14 protein-coding genes are annotated in these 15,843 nt (G+C 41.5%); 8 read left to right on the forward strand and 6 right to left on the reverse strand.

From position 1 onward, the window contains the following. Positions 1 to 41: 41 nt before the first annotated feature. Together alr and ACWPW6_RS09115 are read left to right on the forward strand one after the other, a co-directional pair. Positions 42 to 1,112 (forward strand): alanine racemase, encoded by a 1,071-nt coding sequence (gene alr / locus ACWPW6_RS09110; RefSeq protein WP_154621951.1) that lies wholly within the window; start codon positions 42 to 44, stop codon positions 1,110 to 1,112. Positions 1,113 to 1,250: 138 nt separating this feature from the next. Next, entirely contained in the window at positions 1,251 to 2,003 is a 753-nt protein-coding gene (locus ACWPW6_RS09115) for a MipA/OmpV family protein (protein ID WP_154621950.1), read from the forward strand. A gap of 66 nt (positions 2,004 to 2,069) precedes the next feature. On the opposite strand, the gene ACWPW6_RS09120 is transcribed toward ACWPW6_RS09115, so the two are convergent. Next, positions 2,070 to 2,951, reverse strand: coding sequence for a D-hexose-6-phosphate mutarotase (locus ACWPW6_RS09120; protein WP_250000436.1), 882 nt, complete (start codon positions 2,949 to 2,951; stop codon positions 2,070 to 2,072). Positions 2,952 to 3,122: 171 nt separating this feature from the next. Further along, positions 3,123 to 4,118 carry a glyceraldehyde-3-phosphate dehydrogenase gene (gene gapA / locus ACWPW6_RS09125; protein ID WP_004920333.1) on the reverse strand — a complete coding sequence of 332 codons (996 nt, stop codon included), beginning with the start codon at positions 4,116 to 4,118 and terminating at the stop codon, positions 3,123 to 3,125. Between the two features lie 355 nt (positions 4,119 to 4,473). On the opposite strand from gapA, the gene msrB reads away from it, so the two are divergent. Next, positions 4,474 to 4,887, forward strand: a complete 414-nt coding sequence (gene msrB, locus ACWPW6_RS09130) for a peptide-methionine (R)-S-oxide reductase MsrB (protein ID WP_154621948.1) — start codon at positions 4,474 to 4,476, stop codon at positions 4,885 to 4,887. Positions 4,888 to 5,005: 118 nt separating this feature from the next. Then, a complete protein-coding gene (locus ACWPW6_RS09135) occupies positions 5,006 to 5,308 on the forward strand; it encodes a YeaC family protein (RefSeq protein WP_163861518.1) in 303 nt (100 codons plus the stop codon). A gap of 721 nt (positions 5,309 to 6,029) precedes the next feature. On the opposite strand, the gene pncA is transcribed toward ACWPW6_RS09135, so the two are convergent. The 3 genes from pncA to sppA form a co-directional block, all read right to left on the reverse strand. Further along, positions 6,030 to 6,686 (reverse strand): bifunctional nicotinamidase/pyrazinamidase, encoded by a 657-nt coding sequence (gene pncA, locus ACWPW6_RS09140; protein WP_196713136.1) that lies wholly within the window; start codon positions 6,684 to 6,686, stop codon positions 6,030 to 6,032. After that, the gene (gene ansA / locus ACWPW6_RS09145; protein WP_154621946.1) at positions 6,673 to 7,692 is read right to left on the reverse strand and encodes an asparaginase; all 1,020 of its coding nucleotides are present in this window, start codon (positions 7,690 to 7,692) and stop codon (positions 6,673 to 6,675) included. The genes pncA and ansA overlap by 14 nt, the downstream gene beginning before the upstream one ends. Before the next feature lie 195 nt (positions 7,693 to 7,887). Further along, the gene (gene sppA, locus ACWPW6_RS09150) at positions 7,888 to 9,744 is read right to left on the reverse strand and encodes a signal peptide peptidase SppA (RefSeq protein ID WP_250000438.1); all 1,857 of its coding nucleotides are present in this window, start codon (positions 9,742 to 9,744) and stop codon (positions 7,888 to 7,890) included. Between the two features lie 324 nt (positions 9,745 to 10,068). On the opposite strand from sppA, the gene ACWPW6_RS09155 reads away from it, so the two are divergent. The 3 genes from ACWPW6_RS09155 to ACWPW6_RS09165 are packed head-to-tail and all read left to right on the forward strand — an operon-like array spanning position 10,069 to position 13,611. Then, on the forward strand, positions 10,069 to 10,620 hold the full coding sequence (locus ACWPW6_RS09155; RefSeq protein ID WP_154621944.1) for an NAD(P)H nitroreductase: 552 nt from the start codon (positions 10,069 to 10,071) through the stop codon (positions 10,618 to 10,620). A gap of 14 nt (positions 10,621 to 10,634) precedes the next feature. Continuing rightward, positions 10,635 to 11,675 carry a selenide, water dikinase SelD gene (gene selD, locus ACWPW6_RS09160; RefSeq protein WP_163861526.1) on the forward strand — a complete coding sequence of 347 codons (1,041 nt, stop codon included), beginning with the start codon at positions 10,635 to 10,637 and terminating at the stop codon, positions 11,673 to 11,675. A 4-nt stretch (positions 11,676 to 11,679) separates the two neighbouring features. Then, positions 11,680 to 13,611 (forward strand): DNA topoisomerase III, encoded by a 1,932-nt coding sequence (locus ACWPW6_RS09165; protein ID WP_154621942.1) that lies wholly within the window; start codon positions 11,680 to 11,682, stop codon positions 13,609 to 13,611. Positions 13,612 to 13,691: 80 nt separating this feature from the next. On the opposite strand, the gene xthA is transcribed toward ACWPW6_RS09165, so the two are convergent. After that, positions 13,692 to 14,507: an exodeoxyribonuclease III gene (gene xthA / locus ACWPW6_RS09170; RefSeq protein WP_154621941.1), complete on the reverse strand. Its 816-nt coding sequence runs from the start codon at positions 14,505 to 14,507 to the stop codon at positions 13,692 to 13,694. Positions 14,508 to 14,967: 460 nt separating this feature from the next. Here xthA and ACWPW6_RS09175 point away from each other — a divergent pair, with 460 nt between their 5' ends. Beyond that, positions 14,968 to 15,843, forward strand: coding sequence for a LysR family transcriptional regulator (locus ACWPW6_RS09175; RefSeq protein WP_154635702.1), 876 nt, complete (start codon positions 14,968 to 14,970; stop codon positions 15,841 to 15,843).

Below are 15,843 nucleotides of genomic sequence, written 5' to 3' on the forward strand. Positions count from 1 at the left end.
GCTGGAAATACATTCGGATAGCATAAAAAGAAGGAAACACGATGCCTCGCCCAATTAGTGCGGTCATTCACCTGCAAAATTTTACCCATAACTTATCCATTGTGCGTCAGCATGTTGGACAAGCGAAAATATGGTCAGTCATGAAGGCAGATGCCTATGGGCACAGTATTCAACGAGTCTGGCATGCGTTAGCCGCATCAGATGGTTTTGCCATTTTAGATTTGGATGAGGCTATTTTGTTACGTGAGCAGGGTTGGCAAGGCCCTATTTTATTGTTAGAGGGGTTTTTCCAACCTGACGATCTACAGCTGATAGACCAATATCAGTTGACAACGGCACTGCATAGCCATTGGCAATTAGATGCGCTAGAAAATGCAACGGTTAACTCTGCAATACCCGTATATGTCAAATTGAATAGTGGTATGAATCGCCTTGGTTTTAGACCTGAAGAGTATGCAGCGGTACTGCACCGACTCTCTGCAATCAATAATGTGGCTTCGGTGACATTGATGACTCACTTTGCTAACTCAGATACGTTGACAGGAACAGACAAACCACACCAAATCATTAAGTCGTTTATTGATGAGAGTCTACCTGTGTGTATTGCTAATTCAGGTGCCACGTTATGGCATCCAGATACGCATTATGACTGGGTACGTTCTGGCGTCATTCTGTACGGCGCATCACCAAGTGGTTGTTGGCAAGATATTGCTGATAAGGATCTGCGCGCAACGATGACGTTGCAATCACAAATTATTGCAACGCATGATATCGCTAAGGGTGAATCAATTGGTTATGGCAGTAAGTTTACGGCGACTCATCCAATGAAAATTGCGACAGTCGCATGTGGTTACGCGGATGGTTATCCTCGTCATGCGCCAACAGGCACACCCACTTGGTTAAATGGAATGCGTTGCCCAATATTAGGGGCTATTTCGATGGATATGTTGACTATCGATATTAGTGACTGTCCTGGGGCCAAGATTGGTGATCGAGTGGAACTGTGGGGGAAAAATTTACCCATTGATGATGTTGCACAGGCAGCAGGCACTATTGGCTATGAATTGATGTGCGCATTGGCTAAAAGGGTGCCAGTGAAATATGAAAATTAGAATAATTGCATAAACTATTATTAGACATAGCTATAAATTTAGCTAAAAATGTGATCATCTCTACTAGCATTTTGGCTAAGGTGTGCATCAAGGTATGATGCACACTATTGTTCAATTATCTAATATTTCAGGTTTTATATGTCTAAAACAATTAAATTAACATCACTTGCTGTTGCACTAGGTTTCTTATCTTCCGCTGCGGTAGCAGGCACTTGGTCTGTAGGTGGTTCGGTTTTAGCACAATCAACACCGTATAAAGGCATAAAAACAAAAGATTATGTTACACCAGTTCCCATTGTTAATTATGAAGGGGAAAATTTTTACTTTCATACCTTAGCGGTAGGTTACTATTTGTGGAATGATCAAGTTGACCAATTATCCCTTGACGCTTATTACTATCCACAATTTTTTAAACCAAAAGACAATGATGATCGCGATATGCGTGAACTGGATCGTCGCAGAGACACGGTCATGGGCGGTCTGACCTACAAGCACAGAGCGGATTGGGGAACGATCAGAACCATCGCTTCAGGGGATATGTTAGGCATCAGTAATGGTTTACGTGCGGAAGTTGCTTATCTGTATGGTTTCCATGGCGATAAATGGTCTTTGGTGCCAGGTGTTGGTATCAAATGGGATAGCAAAAACCAAAACCGCTATGAATATGGGGTCTCCTCAAAAGAGTCACAAAATAGTGGTTTAGCTCGTTACCGCCCAGGTGATAGCTGGACGCCATATGTGGAGCTATCAGGTAACTATAAATTTACTGAAAACTGGAGTGCATTCGCCATGGGGCGTGTTGACCGTTTACCAAATGAGGTTAAAGATAGCCCAATGGTTAACAAATCTGTTTCTGCAATTGTTTGGAGTGGTGTGACCTACACATTCTAACGGCTGAATAGAAATGCCTAAAAAGCCCCAGACGTGCGATATGCTTTTGGGGCTTTATTTTATGTATTACTCTTGCGGTTTATTGTCTCGTGTCATCATCACTAAGGAAAGGCGAGCAGGGTGCTGACTTTCGCTTTTCATTGGCTGATTAATGCGTGCTGTTTCGACACAGACCATCTGTTTATAACCATTATTTGGCATATCTTGCATGCTGCATGATAATTCAGCCCATGGATTCCAGCACACGACATCAGAATTATGATAATGATGGATTTCAATAGTGCGTGACCAGCAATCATCTCTGACCAAGCTATACTCTTCTGGCTCAGAATAAATTCTGTCAGTATGAGCGGTTATTTTTAGGGGTTTATCTGCATAGACTTCACGATCACTCACCTTATCAAAATAATGACCACCTAGGCCATAGACCGTCGTTTTATGGATATCACCAACGTTGAGGTAAGTGTGCATGGCGGCCGTAGTGTCAAAATCACCATAGCTTTCTAACTCTAATTCACAAGTTTCACCGAGTTTCATACGTAATATGAGGGTAAACTCATGTGGCCAGAGTTTACGGGTATAGTCGTTATCGGTGAGGGTAAAGGTGAGGATCACACCATCTTCGTGTTCATTATGTGCAGTAAACTGCCACGGTAAAATCCGTGCAAAACCATGGCTAGGGCTGCCAGCAGGACCAAACCAAGGCCAACAAATAGGAATACCACCGCGAATAGCGGCGCCTGCTTTGAATGCACTTTCACTGCTGAGCCAGATACACGGTTTTTGACCATGAGGTTGCCAATCAATTAGTTGAGCACCTTGAATGCTAACAGCACCACGTACTTTAGGGTGAGAAATAATAATTAAGGGCAGTTCACCCAACTGACGTTGGCTAATGTAGGCTGAAAGTTGCTTAATAACGGGTAAAGCAAAGAGTGTATCATGCATAATTATTTGCCTGTATATATGGAACAGTGAATACAAATAGGTTAGCAGAACTCAGGAAAACCGTCATTCTCCCTGAGACGTAAGTGGGGGACTCCCGACAAAATTGGCGGTAAATAAAACAAAAGAGCCGCCAAAAGGCGGCTCAAATTAACCTTAAAACATGAATGACTCTTATTTAGAAATATGAGCAATCAGGTCAAGAACTTTGTTTGAATAGCCAGTTTCGTTGTCATACCAAGAAACCAGTTTTACAAAGTTATCATTCAGTGCGATACCTGCTTTAGCATCGAATACTGAAGTCAGTTTTTCGCCGTTGAAATCTGTTGATACAACGTCATCTTCAGTATAACCCAGAACGCCTTTCAGCTCGCCCGCAGCAGCTTCTTTGATAGCATCACAGATTTGAGCGTAAGTCGCTGGTTTTTCCATACGAACAGTTAAGTCAACAACGGAAACGTTAGGCGTCGGAACACGGAAAGACATACCGGTCAGCTTGCCATTCAGTTCAGGAATAACTTTACCTACTGCTTTAGCTGCACCTGTTGAAGATGGGATGATGTTTTGAGAAGCACCACGACCACCACGCCAGTCTTTGTGAGAAGGGCCATCAACAGTTTTTTGCGTTGCTGTAGTTGCGTGAACAGTTGTCATCAGACCTTCGATGATACCGAATTTGTCGTTGATAACTTTAGCCAGAGGGGCCAAGCAGTTAGTTGTACAAGAAGCGTTAGAAACGATTTCTTGACCTGCATAGCTCTTATGGTTAACACCCATAACAAACATTGGCGTGTCGTCTTTTGAAGGACCTGTCAGAACAACTTTTTTCGCGCCTGCTTGGATGTGTTTACGTGCGGTTTCATCTGTTAAGAAGATACCCGTTGCTTCAGCAACGACGTCAACACCCACTTCGTTCCACTTCAGGTTTGCAGGATCTTTCTCTGCGGTAACGCGAATTTTTTTGCCATTTACAACTAGGTGACCATCTTTAACTTCAACAGTACCGTTGAAACGACCGTGAGTAGAGTCATATTTCAGCATGTAAGCCATATAGTCTGCATCGAGCAGGTCGTTGATAGCAACGATTTCGATATCAGAACGCTCTTGTGCAGCACGGAAAACGATACGGCCAATACGACCAAAACCATTAATACCTACTTTGATAGTCATAGTATTTCCACCAGCTATTTATTCGTGAATTAAGTTGTAGTTAAAGTTACCAAAACCTTGCCAGCCGTCAAGCGGAATCGTGTCAATTATTGAAAAAAATCAAAACTACTCGCACTAATTGCTTACTTGTCAGCCACTTTAGAGGCAAATACATCCGCACGTATTATCGGGATTGTGCGGGATAATGAAACCTGCTATCAGTGATATATGTGAAACCCGTCACAAATCAAAACACAAAGCAGCGTGTTAATTAGTTTAGAATATCTTTATAAAACTTGTTGTTAATTTTTTGTTGCGTCAAATGGGGGTATTATTAGCTTAATACCACTAAGTGATTTCAATATTTGGGTTTGATATGACAGATAAAAGTAAGCAACCGATTGATATTTCGGAGCTAAATGATATTCAGCAATATGTGACCCAACAAGCAGGAACAGAGCGTCCTTTTACTGGGGTTTTATTGCATAATCGTAAAGATGGGGTGTATGAATGTCTGTGTTGTGGTACACCACTTTTTCTATCAGAGACCAAATTTGATGCCGGATGTGGATGGCCTAGTTTTTATCAGCCAGTGAATGAAGATGCGATTAAATACATCGAAGATTTCTCTCATGGCATGCATCGAATCGAAGTTCGCTGCCAAAACTGTGATGCTCACTTAGGACATGTCTTTCCTGATGGACCGCAACCTACTGGGCAGCGTTACTGCATTAATTCAGCATCATTAAGCTTTATCGATGAGCAAACCGGCGAAAAGACTCGTGGATAGGGTGCTGAAGCAAGCTGAAGCTAAAAAACAAAATAAAGCATTATCGATTCAGCTAAATTGAAATAGATCATGAAATATCGATAGATGATTTGCTGAGTCTCTTTGAAGGAGTCGTGAAGTGAGTATAGAGTTAGAGCCAGAACAATTAGAGCAACTGTTATCAGTGATGACCCCTGAGATTTATCAGCGTTTAGTGACCGCTGTTGAATTAGGAAAATGGCCTGATGGTGTCGCTTTAACCGCAGAACAAAAAGAACATAGCTTACAAATGGTGATGTTATGGCAATCGCGTCACAATCATGACCCTGAACATATGACGATTGGTACGGATGGGCAAATTACCATGAAAAGTAAGCAGGAGCTCAAATCAATGTTTCAAGGCGAGATGCTGGCGACATTGAAACCACAAAACAAAGACTAGTTTCATCTGCTTGCCTCTTTATCTCAATAAGAGGCAAGTCATATCGATAATACGCTATTGCTAAAACGGTCTTCTCCGCTAATACAAAAGGTTAAGAGGCACATTATGAAATTGTCTTCTCATTTACTCTTTTCTTTCAAATAATTTCTTCCGACGATTTTTCAAACATAAAGTCTGGCATGAGAAAGATTTTTACGGCCTCAAAGTCGGCTTTAATTAATTTGTTCACTGTTTATTTAAATTGATGATAGTCATTGATAATTAAGGTTATTTATTGGGGGTACCATAAAAAGCATCAAAGCACTGTTTCGATAAACACGCCTATAATTTTGCTTAATAAATAAAGATAATTTATGGCAAATAATGATTCTCATGAGCGTATCGGCAAGCCTTGATAGTGATAATAACCATGGAAGAGTCACCGGTGAGGAGGAGCTGGTGGGAGCCATAGCAACTCATATTCGCGTTCCGTAGCTATTGTTCCAGTAACAGAACGGAAGGTTACTATATTGACTAAAACTGCTCGTTAAGTTTCAACCATTAAAGCAACAAGAACGCAGCGGTTTAAACAGACGGCGAGCAAACTTAAGTGTGTCACAGCAAGGGTAAAGTGGGCTCGCAACATGATAGCTTTAGTGATCAAAAGAGGATGCAGTTAATCTGAAATGATAGCGTGATGTTTTACCCACTGCATCATCGGATCCAGCGGGTATTTTTATGTCTATTGCAAGGAGTCGGTTGTCAGTAAAGTCGCCCCTTTTTGCGACATTTCAGCTAAGGCAAGCTCACTGTCCATGGCTGATAAGTTTACACCACGGCAACCATCAATCAGCACATCGACGTTATAGCCTAGTTTGAGTGCATCCAGTACGGTAAATTTGACGCAATAATCGGTGGCAATACCCATAATAAATAATTGTGTAATTTGCTGTTCTTGTAGCCATGCATGCAAGCGTGTTTGGCTAATCCGATCATTGTCGAAAAAAGCGCTGTAGCTATCTACTTGAGGATTTTCCCCCTTAGTGAAGACTTCACAGATAGCCTCTCGATTGAGCTTTGGATGAAAGTCAGCGCCCGTTTCACCTTGCACACAATGCACTGGCCACCAGACTTGAGGAATGCCATTGAGAGTGCCAATATCCCCCACACGGGTTCCTGAATTAACGGCAAAACTCAGATGGTTGGCAGGATGCCAGTCTTGGCTAGCGATAATCGGAATATTTTGTTGTTGGCATAGCTCTATGGCTCTATTCGCTGTCTCTATCACTATTTCACTGTCTGCGACAGCAAGTGCGCCGCCAGTGCAGAAATCATTTTGTAGATCAACTAAGAGTAAAGCGGATTTAATTAAATCCTCATGGGGATTATTCATCGGCATAGCTGAGTTCACCTCTAAGATTATTTTGCATTAATTCCCGAACATGTGCCGGTGTATATTCTTGACTGAGTAAGTAATGTAATTTACTTAAAGCGGCCTCAAATGTCATATCAAATCCACTAATCACCCCAGCTTCGGCAAGAGCGTGGCCTGTTGCATACCCCTCCATATTGACGCGACCAGAAATACATTGCGTCAGATTTACCACGATAATGCCGCGGTTTGTTGCATCATGGAGGATTTTCAGTAATTCAGGTTGCTGGGGAGCATTACCAATACCATAAGAACGCAGAATGAGTGCTTTCACGGGTTGCTGGAGAATATTACGTACAATTTCAATCGATAACCCTGGATAGATCATGACAACGCCAATAGGTTGAGGGGTTATCCTATGGGTAATCAACGGACCTATACCGATGGGAGCTGGACATGTGTTGAATGTGCGAATATGAATACCCGCCTCCATCAAAGGAGGACAGTTAGGAGAGGTAAATGCATCGAAGCCATCCGCATGAGATTTGACAGTACGATTGCCCCGATACAGCTTGTTGTTAAAGAACAATCCAACTTCATTAATGGGGTAATTAGCGGCAAGATACAATGCATTCAGTAGGTTAGTTTGGCCATCAGAACGCAATGCCTCCAAGGGGATCTGTGACCCTGTCACAATAACGGGCTTGCGTAAGTTCTCTAACATAAAGGATAGCGCAGAAGCGGTATAAGCCATGGTATCTGTGCCATGAAGGATGACAAACCCATCATAATTGTCATAATTTTCGCTGATATCATCGGCGATATTTTGCCAATCCTCAGGTGTGATATCAGAAGAGTCGATTAAAGGTTGATGTTCTCTGATTGTAAATTCTGGCATTTCAGGACGATGAAACTCTGGCATTTTAGCTAGCTGGGCCTGAAGATGGCCTGAAATAGGAATATAACCTTGGGGAGAGTGGCGCATACCAATGGTTCCACCGGTATACACAACATAAATCGATTTCTTCTGCATTTAATTACCTAATTTATTTCTGAACACATTGCCTAACAAGATAAAAAGCGCTTGTTACCATTGGCTCTATTTGGAAGCGAGATAATTCTGACGCATTTAATTGCAGTTATCTACTGCTTAAATGGCTTTTGCTAGGGAGAATGACAAGATAAATCAATTAATCCCCTTTAGATATTCTAAAGGGGATCGGGGAGATTAATGAATATCCGCGCAATTTAGGCAAAAGGCATAACGATTTTGAGGATCGTTCATTTTTAAGAAAAATTGGGCTTGCTGGCGAATATCAGTGGCGACCGCGGGAGGTAAGAATACCTGTAACACATCGGGTACTATCGCTTGTGCGCTGTTGCTCAGTTCGAGAATTAACTGATCCATAAATGACAACTCAGGTTGCATCCAGTCCAATTGTACAGAATCAAGCTTGGCTAATTCAGCGGCTTTGGTGACGGCATCATCGAAATCACCTAATTGGTCGACTAGACCAAGCTTTTTCGCATCACTGCCGATCCAGACGCGACCTTGTGCAATTTTGTCGATCTCTTCCGGTGTTTTATGACGTGCTTTCGCCACTAAACCAATAAAGGTTTTGTAACCATTTTCGATGGTAATCTGCATCATATCAGCAAATTCAGGGCTTATGCCTTTAGTGGCAGAAATATCAGCCAGTGGGGTTGTTGATACGCCATCTGTATAGACTCCGACAGAATCTAGTGTATTTTCAAATGTATTGATCACACCAAAGATGCCGATAGAACCTGTTATCGTATTTGGGCTAGAAATAATATAGTCAGCTGGTGTTGAGACCCAATAGCCACCTGATGCCGCCATACCGCCCATAGAGACGATAACCGGCTTACCTGCTGCTCGCGCAGAGGCTAATTCATTACGAATCAGATCAGAGGCTGTGACACTACCGCCGGGGCTATTAACACGTAAGATGATTGCTTTGATGTTGTTATCTAAGCGAGCTTCTCTAATTTGCGAGCTGATCAGGTCTCCACTGGCAATACCCGGCGCTTGGGGGCCATCCATGATCGCACCTTGTACAACGATCACCGCAATATTGCCGGGCATTTCAGCGCCGATACTGGTGATTTTTGCTGAATAATCATAGATACTCACGTAATTAAAATGTTTCTCTTGGTCATTCCAACCAAATTGCTTTTTGAGCACATTTTCAGCTTGTTCACGCGTATAGATTTTGTCGACCAGTTTTTGGTTTAGCGCATATTTTGCGTTATCACCGTCAGAAGCACGTAATTTATTGAGTAATGCCTCTGTACCTGGAAAAATTCCTTCCACTGTGGTTTTACGGTTTTTAGCCAAAGTCTCTAGATAGTTACCCCATAAGGCATCTAACCACTGCTTAGTCGATTCACGAGCTTCTGGTGACATATTGTCACGCATTAGCGGCTCAACTGCCGATTTATACGTCCCTACACGGAAAATATGGCTACTGACTTTGAGCTTTTCTAACAGTGATTTGTAATAAAGGGTATTGGTTGAAAAACCTTGAATGCCGACCATTCCCTGTGGTGCAAGGAAAATGTGGTCAGCATAACTGGCTAAGTAATATTGAGATTGACTAAAGCTATCACCAACTGCATAAATAGGTTTACCAGAGTCTTTAAACTCGGTAATGGCTTTACCAATAAAATTGAGCGAAGGTTGGTCGGCTCCAACAAGATTGTCTAAGCGGAGTACCATACCGGTAATACGGTCATCGGTGGCGGCACTGCGGATCGTATCGACAATATCAAATAGCGAGTTTTCTTGCATTCGGCTATTGGGAGTCCCCAAGAGTTCACGGCTCATACGACCAAAAGGGTCAGGTGTTGAGACTTGATCAACAACTACGCCCTGTAAATCAACATACAGTGCACCAAAATAGTTTTGGTCAGGTTTAGAATCGGATTGATATAGCGCTATCGAACCAATGACTAAAAAACACAATACAAGAAAAATGGTATTGAAAACCAGCTCTCGAATAAAATTTAGTATTCGCCAACTAAACTTAAATACAGTGGCGATGATTTCCCATATTTGACGCATAATTTCTCCGACACACGAATTTGCACTTGTTATCTTAATGAAATAAAAACAGTTGTCTGCTAATGAATGATATTTTTATTCATAACAATGTTTTCTAGCGCGTTGTACAATATCGTGATTATATTTTTCAACACACACAAATGATATAATTCAATTTATTAATCAATATAATACTGTAGTCTCTCTCAAGCGAATAAGACTGCCAAAAAGCTTTGTAGACACAGTAGAATAACCTTAAATCGGTTATTTAATCATTAAATAGCATGATTATGATTGCTTGTTTGAATGACTATTATATCAGTTTACTCTGAATCGGAGATGAATATGGATGCTTTAACCCTTTTATTGAACCGCCGTTCAGCTTCACGGCTAACAACGCCAGCACCACAAGGTGATGAGTTACAAAATATTTTGGCCGCAGGCATGCGAGCGCCGGATCATGGTGCTTTACGTCCTTGGCACTTTGTTGTTATGCAAGGTGAAGGGTTAAATCGTTTTAGTCAATTACTGGAAAAAGCGGCAAAAGAAGGCAATTTAGGCGCAGAAGTTGAAGAAAAAGCGCGTAATGCTCCCTTTAGAGCGCCATTGATTATTACCGTTATTGCGAAGACACAAAAGCACCCTAAAGTGCCTGAATGGGAACAAATTGTCGCCGCAGGGTGTACTGTACAAGCCATGCAAATGGCCGCAGTAGCACAAGGTTTTGGAGGGATCTGGCGTTCAGGATCTTGGACGGAAGATGCTATTGTTCGTGAAGGTTTAGGTTGCACGCCGAATGACCATATTGTTGGTTTCTTATATTTAGGCACACCTGAGCTGAAGGCACCTGCAAAAGTTCAATTTCCTGATATGCAAGATTTTGTTTCTCACTTTTGATAAGGCCAAGTTCAGTGGAAAAAATCAGATTAACTCAGTACAGCCATGGCGCAGGCTGTGGTTGTAAAATCGCCCCAAAAATATTGGAGCAAATTCTTCATACCGAACAAGCTAAATTTCACGACCCTAATTTATTAGTCGGTAATGAAACGAAAGATGATGCGGCGGTGTATGACTTAGGAAATGGCATCGGTATTATCAGTACGACTGATTTTTTTATGCCGATTGTCGATTCACCTTTTGAGTTCGGTCGGATAGCCGCCACGAATGCAATTAGTGATATTTTTGCCATGGGAGGCAAACCCATCATGGCGATTGCGATTTTAGGGTGGCCAATCGCAAAATTACCTCCGGAAGTGGCAAAAGAAGTCATCGAGGGGGGGCGAGCAGCGTGTGCTGAGGCGGGGATCTCTCTTGCTGGTGGGCATTCGATTGATGCACCTGAACCTATTTTTGGTCTTGCAGTGACTGGCGTAGTGAATACGGAATATGTGAAGAAAAATAGTGCGGCTACCGCAGGGTGTGAACTCTTCCTGACTAAACCGTTAGGTATCGGTGTGTTAACGACCGCAGAGAAAAAAGGGGTATTGGCGTCAGAGCACCAAAACTTAGCCACTGAAACTATGTGTCAGATAAATAAGTTAGGGGCAATTATTGCGCCATTAACGGGGGTGACGGCCATGACCGATGTGACGGGATTCGGCCTACTTGGTCATTTGAGTGAAATTTGCGAAGGTTCGAAAGTCCGTGCAGAAATTTACTTTAGCCAAGTACCCAAATTGGCGAATGTTGAGCAATATATCGATGCGGGTTGTGTTCCCGGTGGAACCCAACGGAACTTTGACAGCTATGGGCATCTCATTGGGCCAATGACGGAAGCTCAGCGCAAGTTACTCTGTGATCCGCAAACATCTGGTGGATTACTCATCGCTGTAGAGCCTTCTGAGGTCGCTAAAATTAAAGACATTGCACAGCAGCAAGGTGTTTTGTTACAGTCTATCGGTAAATTATTACCCCAGCGGGAAAATGTTCCTTTAATTGAAGTGAAAGATTAACTTAATGCGTTTGTTTATTGCGGAAAAGCCTAGCCTTGCGCGGGCAATTGCGGATGTACTTCCTAAGCCTCACAAACGAGGTGATGGTTTTATCCAGTGTGGTAATGATCAAATAGTCACGTGGTGTATCGGGCATCTATTGGAACAAGCAGAACCCGACGCGTATGAACCTCGATATGCACGCTGGAATTTGCAAGACTTGCCGATCATTCCTGAAAAATGGCAACTTAAACCGCGTTCCGCAGTAACCAAACAATTAAAGACAATTGATACTTTGCTCAAACAAGCGACTGAGGTCGTGCATGCAGGAGACCCTGATAGAGAAGGGCAATTGTTAGTGGATGAAGTTTTAGATTTCTTAAAACTTCCGGCCGATAAAAGAAAGCAAGTCAAACGTTGTTTGATTAATGACCTTAACCCACAAGCAGTAGAAAGAGCCATCGACCGGCTACGAGAAAATCGCGAATTTATTCCATTATGTGTTTCCGCACTAGCACGGGCACGAGCAGATTGGTTGTATGGGATTAACATGACTCGAGCGTACACGTTGTTGGGGCAACGAGGCGGTTATCAAGGTGTGTTGTCGGTGGGAAGAGTGCAAACACCAGTACTAGGTCTGGTTGTTCGCCGTGATGAAGACATCGAAAATTTTGTACCGAAAGATTATTTTGAGGTCAAAGCGCATATAGTGACGCCTCAAGATGAACGTTTTGTGGCCATTTGGCAACCAAGTGAATCTTGCATTGATTATCAGGATGAGGAAGGGCGTCTATTTCATCGTCCTCTCGCTGAACATGTTGTCTCGCGTATTACCGGAAAACCGGCTTTTGTCACCCAATATCAAGACAAGCGTGAATCTGAAACGGCTCCGTTACCTTTTTCACTATCTGCATTACAGATTGAAGCGGCTAAAAAATTTGGATTAAGCGCACAAGAGGTGTTGGACATTTGCCAACGTCTGTATGAAACCCACAAACTCATCACTTATCCACGTTCAGATAGCCGTTATCTGCCTGATGAGCACTTTGCTGGACGTCATTCGGTATTGAATGCGATTTCAGTTCATCAACCAGAACTAACCCAGTTCGAACTGCCTGAACTGGATAAAAAAAATCGTTGTTGGGATGACAAAAAAGTTGATGCTCATCATGCGATTATTCCGACAGCTAAAGCAACGGCGGTTAAATTAACTGAAAATGAAGCTAATATTTATCAGTTAGTGGCGCGTCAATATATCATTCAATTTATGTCAGATGCCGTTTATCGCAAATGTACCATTGAGCTTGATATTGAAAAGGGTAAATTTATTGCTAAGGCACGTTTTTTAGCGGAAGCAGGTTGGCGAGTGGTTCTTGGGAATAAAGAGCGAGACTCTGAAAATGATGGTAGTCCATTACCTGTTGTGGCTAAAGGGGATGAGTTATTGTGTGAAAAAGGAGAGGTTGTTGAAAAGCAAACTCAGCCACCAAGACCTTTTACTGATGCAACTTTATTATCAGCAATGACTGGGATAGCGCGCTTTGTTCAAGATAAAGCCTTAAAAAAAGTATTGCGCGAAACGGATGGGTTAGGCACTGAAGCGACACGTGCAGGGATCATTGATTTATTATTTAAACGTCAGTTCCTATTTAAAAAAGGTCGTTATATTCACTCCACCCCCGCAGGCCGAGCGCTCATTCATGTATTGCCTGATATGGCGACATTACCGGATATGACCGCACATTGGGAATCTATTTTGACGCAAATCAGTGAAAAGCAAACGCGATATGATGATTTTATGAATCCGTTAAGCGCCACCTTGACACAGCTGATCTCTCAGGCTCGCCAGTTGACTAATTTACGTGCGTTTCGTGAATTACCACCGGTAACGCATGCCAAAGGCACTAAAAAAGCCACTAAATCGGCTAAAAAAATGAAAAAGAGTGTACAAGAGTAGTTAACAATCCAAAAATCATTCTTGTTTTTATCGTGATCAATAAGGGAATGAGAGCCACTCCCTTATTGAATGGGGAAAGGTTAGTCTTTCGTTAAATCGAATTCAGCCCAAACGGGGGCGTGATCTGATGGTTTTTCCATTCCTCTGATTTCATAATCAATCCCTGTCGCTAAACAGCGGCGAGAAAGAGCCGTTGAGGCTAATAGTAGGTCTATACGTAATCCTCGATTATCATCAAATCCTTTTGAACGGTAGTCAAACCATGAATAGCAATCATTGGTTTCAGGGTGCATGGCACGATAGGTATCGACTAAGCCCCAATTGAGTAATCTTTCCATCCATTCCCGCTCTTCTGGTAAGAAAGAACATTTCCCTGTTTTTAACCAACGCTTACGGTTTGCGTCACCGATACCAATATCGAGATCGGTTGGGCTAATATTCATATCACCCATGATTAACAGTTGTGACTCAGGTGTCTGAGTTGATGTAATATAGTCTTGTAAGTCCTGATAGAATTTTTCTTTGGCAGGAAATTTTGTTGGATGGTCGCGACTTTCACCCTGGGGAAAGTAACCATTCACGACAGTTAGCAGACCATTATTGGTCTCAATATCCGCCATAATAATTCTGCGTTGTGCATCGTCGTCGTCAGTAGGGAACCCTTTACGCACAGCGACAGGTTCATTTTTGGTCAATAGCGCTACGCCATAGTGGGCTTTTTGGCCGTGATAAAATACATGATAGCCTAGCTTGCTGACCTCATCATAAGGAAACATGTCATCATGAACTTTGGTTTCCTGTAGCCCGATCACTTCAGGCTGATGCTTATCAATAATAGCCGCCAATTGATGTGGGCGAGCACGGAGGCCATTTATGTTGAACGAGATAAATTTCATGGTCTTTTATCACCTGTTAGATATTGTCTGTACAGGGGGATTCTATCAGATGCGGAGTTAACTGTAACTATTAAAGAACTATTTAAACAGGACTTTAATTATGGGGAATAAATATTTTTTACCTTAATTATAATAATAACATTACATTCCAAATTTTAAGTAACATTATTAATTGTACAATTAATGAAAAATATGTTCATTGATTTCCAATTGGTGATTTATATTTAATGTGATTTAATAGTCGAGCCATAAAAAATAATGAAATGAAACAGTATAATATATTGCTTTGCATTGTTGGAAAATATAAAAATACTTTTATGAAATATTGTTACTCATTCAATGAAAAGTTAAATTAAAGTTTTCATCTGAAATGTCAAGTGATGGGCTATTCAACATATTGTTTTTAATGATTAATAATGTTGGATTCTGCATGTTTAATAAACAGAATGGGGTCATAGATATGTTCTTTTCAAGAAAATTAGAGGCATTTATGGCAGTTGTTGAAAATGGCTCATTAAGTAAGGCTGCTAGAGTGATGAACCGAACGACGCCACCTATCGCCAAGTCGATTAAAGATTTCGAAACCAGCTTGGGTAAGCGGTTATTTAAGAGAGAAAAATTTGGTATGACTTTAACTAAAGATGGACAAGAATTATATAATGACTTGCGCGATCTTTACTTGCAGGAGAAAGAAATAACCAAAAAACATTTCACGGGCTATATTGTCAATGAAGCAAATATTTATTATGACTGGGGGAAAGAAAACTTTCTTATTAATCTTTATCAAGCCGCTAATAAAAATAATGTCCAAATTAATATATTAAGATTTAATTATGAGGAGGTTGATGAAATAGTCGATTATGATGGAAATACACTAATTTTAAGTTCACAGCCAGTCGTGAGTGAGCGTTTTTCCTTACAACGAAAAATAGAAAATGCATCATTAGGAATTTTTTGTCGAAGTGAGCTATATCAAAAGCATCAACATAATATTATGGCACTATTAAAAAATTGCACTTGGTTATGTGACCCTGCATTCTATAAGAGTAATTTAATGGGGGAATTACTCGAAAAGGTGGAGCTTGAGGGTAACAAAGCAAGTGTTCGGCAAATGGATAACATCAGTAGTTGTCAAAGTTTTCTACAAGTGGGTGATTTTATTGCTATTATTGATTGTTATCCTGAGCATGAAATCGCGGACAACTTACTGCAATATATTCCCTTGAATTCCATTATAGATGAGTGTAGTTGCTATATTTATAAGTCTAAATCACATTCGAGTGTGTTAAATCGCTTTATGGATACTATTGATGATTTAGGTCAGGGAGTTGCTTGA

The organism is Providencia sp. Marseille-Q8014 (assembly GCF_965112055.1).

Bases quoted from the DNA above. Each gene is read 5' to 3' on its own strand.
- ansA (WP_154621946.1), bottom strand. From the start codon at position 7,692: ATGCAGAAGAAATCGATTTATGTTGTGTATACCGGTGGAACCATTGGT.
- xthA (WP_154621941.1), bottom strand. From the start codon at position 14,507: ATGAAATTTATCTCGTTCAACATAAATGGCCTCCGTGCTCGCCCACAT.
- sppA (WP_250000438.1), bottom strand. From the start codon at position 9,744: ATGCGTCAAATATGGGAAATCATCGCCACTGTATTTAAGTTTAGTTGG.
- pncA (WP_196713136.1), bottom strand. From the start codon at position 6,686: ATGCCGATGAATAATCCCCATGAGGATTTAATTAAATCCGCTTTACTC.
- ACWPW6_RS09115 (WP_154621950.1), top strand. From the start codon at position 1,251: ATGTCTAAAACAATTAAATTAACATCACTTGCTGTTGCACTAGGTTTC.
- alr (WP_154621951.1), top strand. From the start codon at position 42: ATGCCTCGCCCAATTAGTGCGGTCATTCACCTGCAAAATTTTACCCAT.
- gapA (WP_004920333.1), bottom strand. From the start codon at position 4,118: ATGACTATCAAAGTAGGTATTAATGGTTTTGGTCGTATTGGCCGTATC.
- msrB (WP_154621948.1), top strand. From the start codon at position 4,474: ATGACAGATAAAAGTAAGCAACCGATTGATATTTCGGAGCTAAATGAT.
- ACWPW6_RS09120 (WP_250000436.1), bottom strand. From the start codon at position 2,951: ATGCATGATACACTCTTTGCTTTACCCGTTATTAAGCAACTTTCAGCC.
- ACWPW6_RS09155 (WP_154621944.1), top strand. From the start codon at position 10,069: ATGGATGCTTTAACCCTTTTATTGAACCGCCGTTCAGCTTCACGGCTA.
- ACWPW6_RS09175 (WP_154635702.1), top strand. From the start codon at position 14,968: ATGTTCTTTTCAAGAAAATTAGAGGCATTTATGGCAGTTGTTGAAAAT.
- ACWPW6_RS09165 (WP_154621942.1), top strand. From the start codon at position 11,680: ATGCGTTTGTTTATTGCGGAAAAGCCTAGCCTTGCGCGGGCAATTGCG.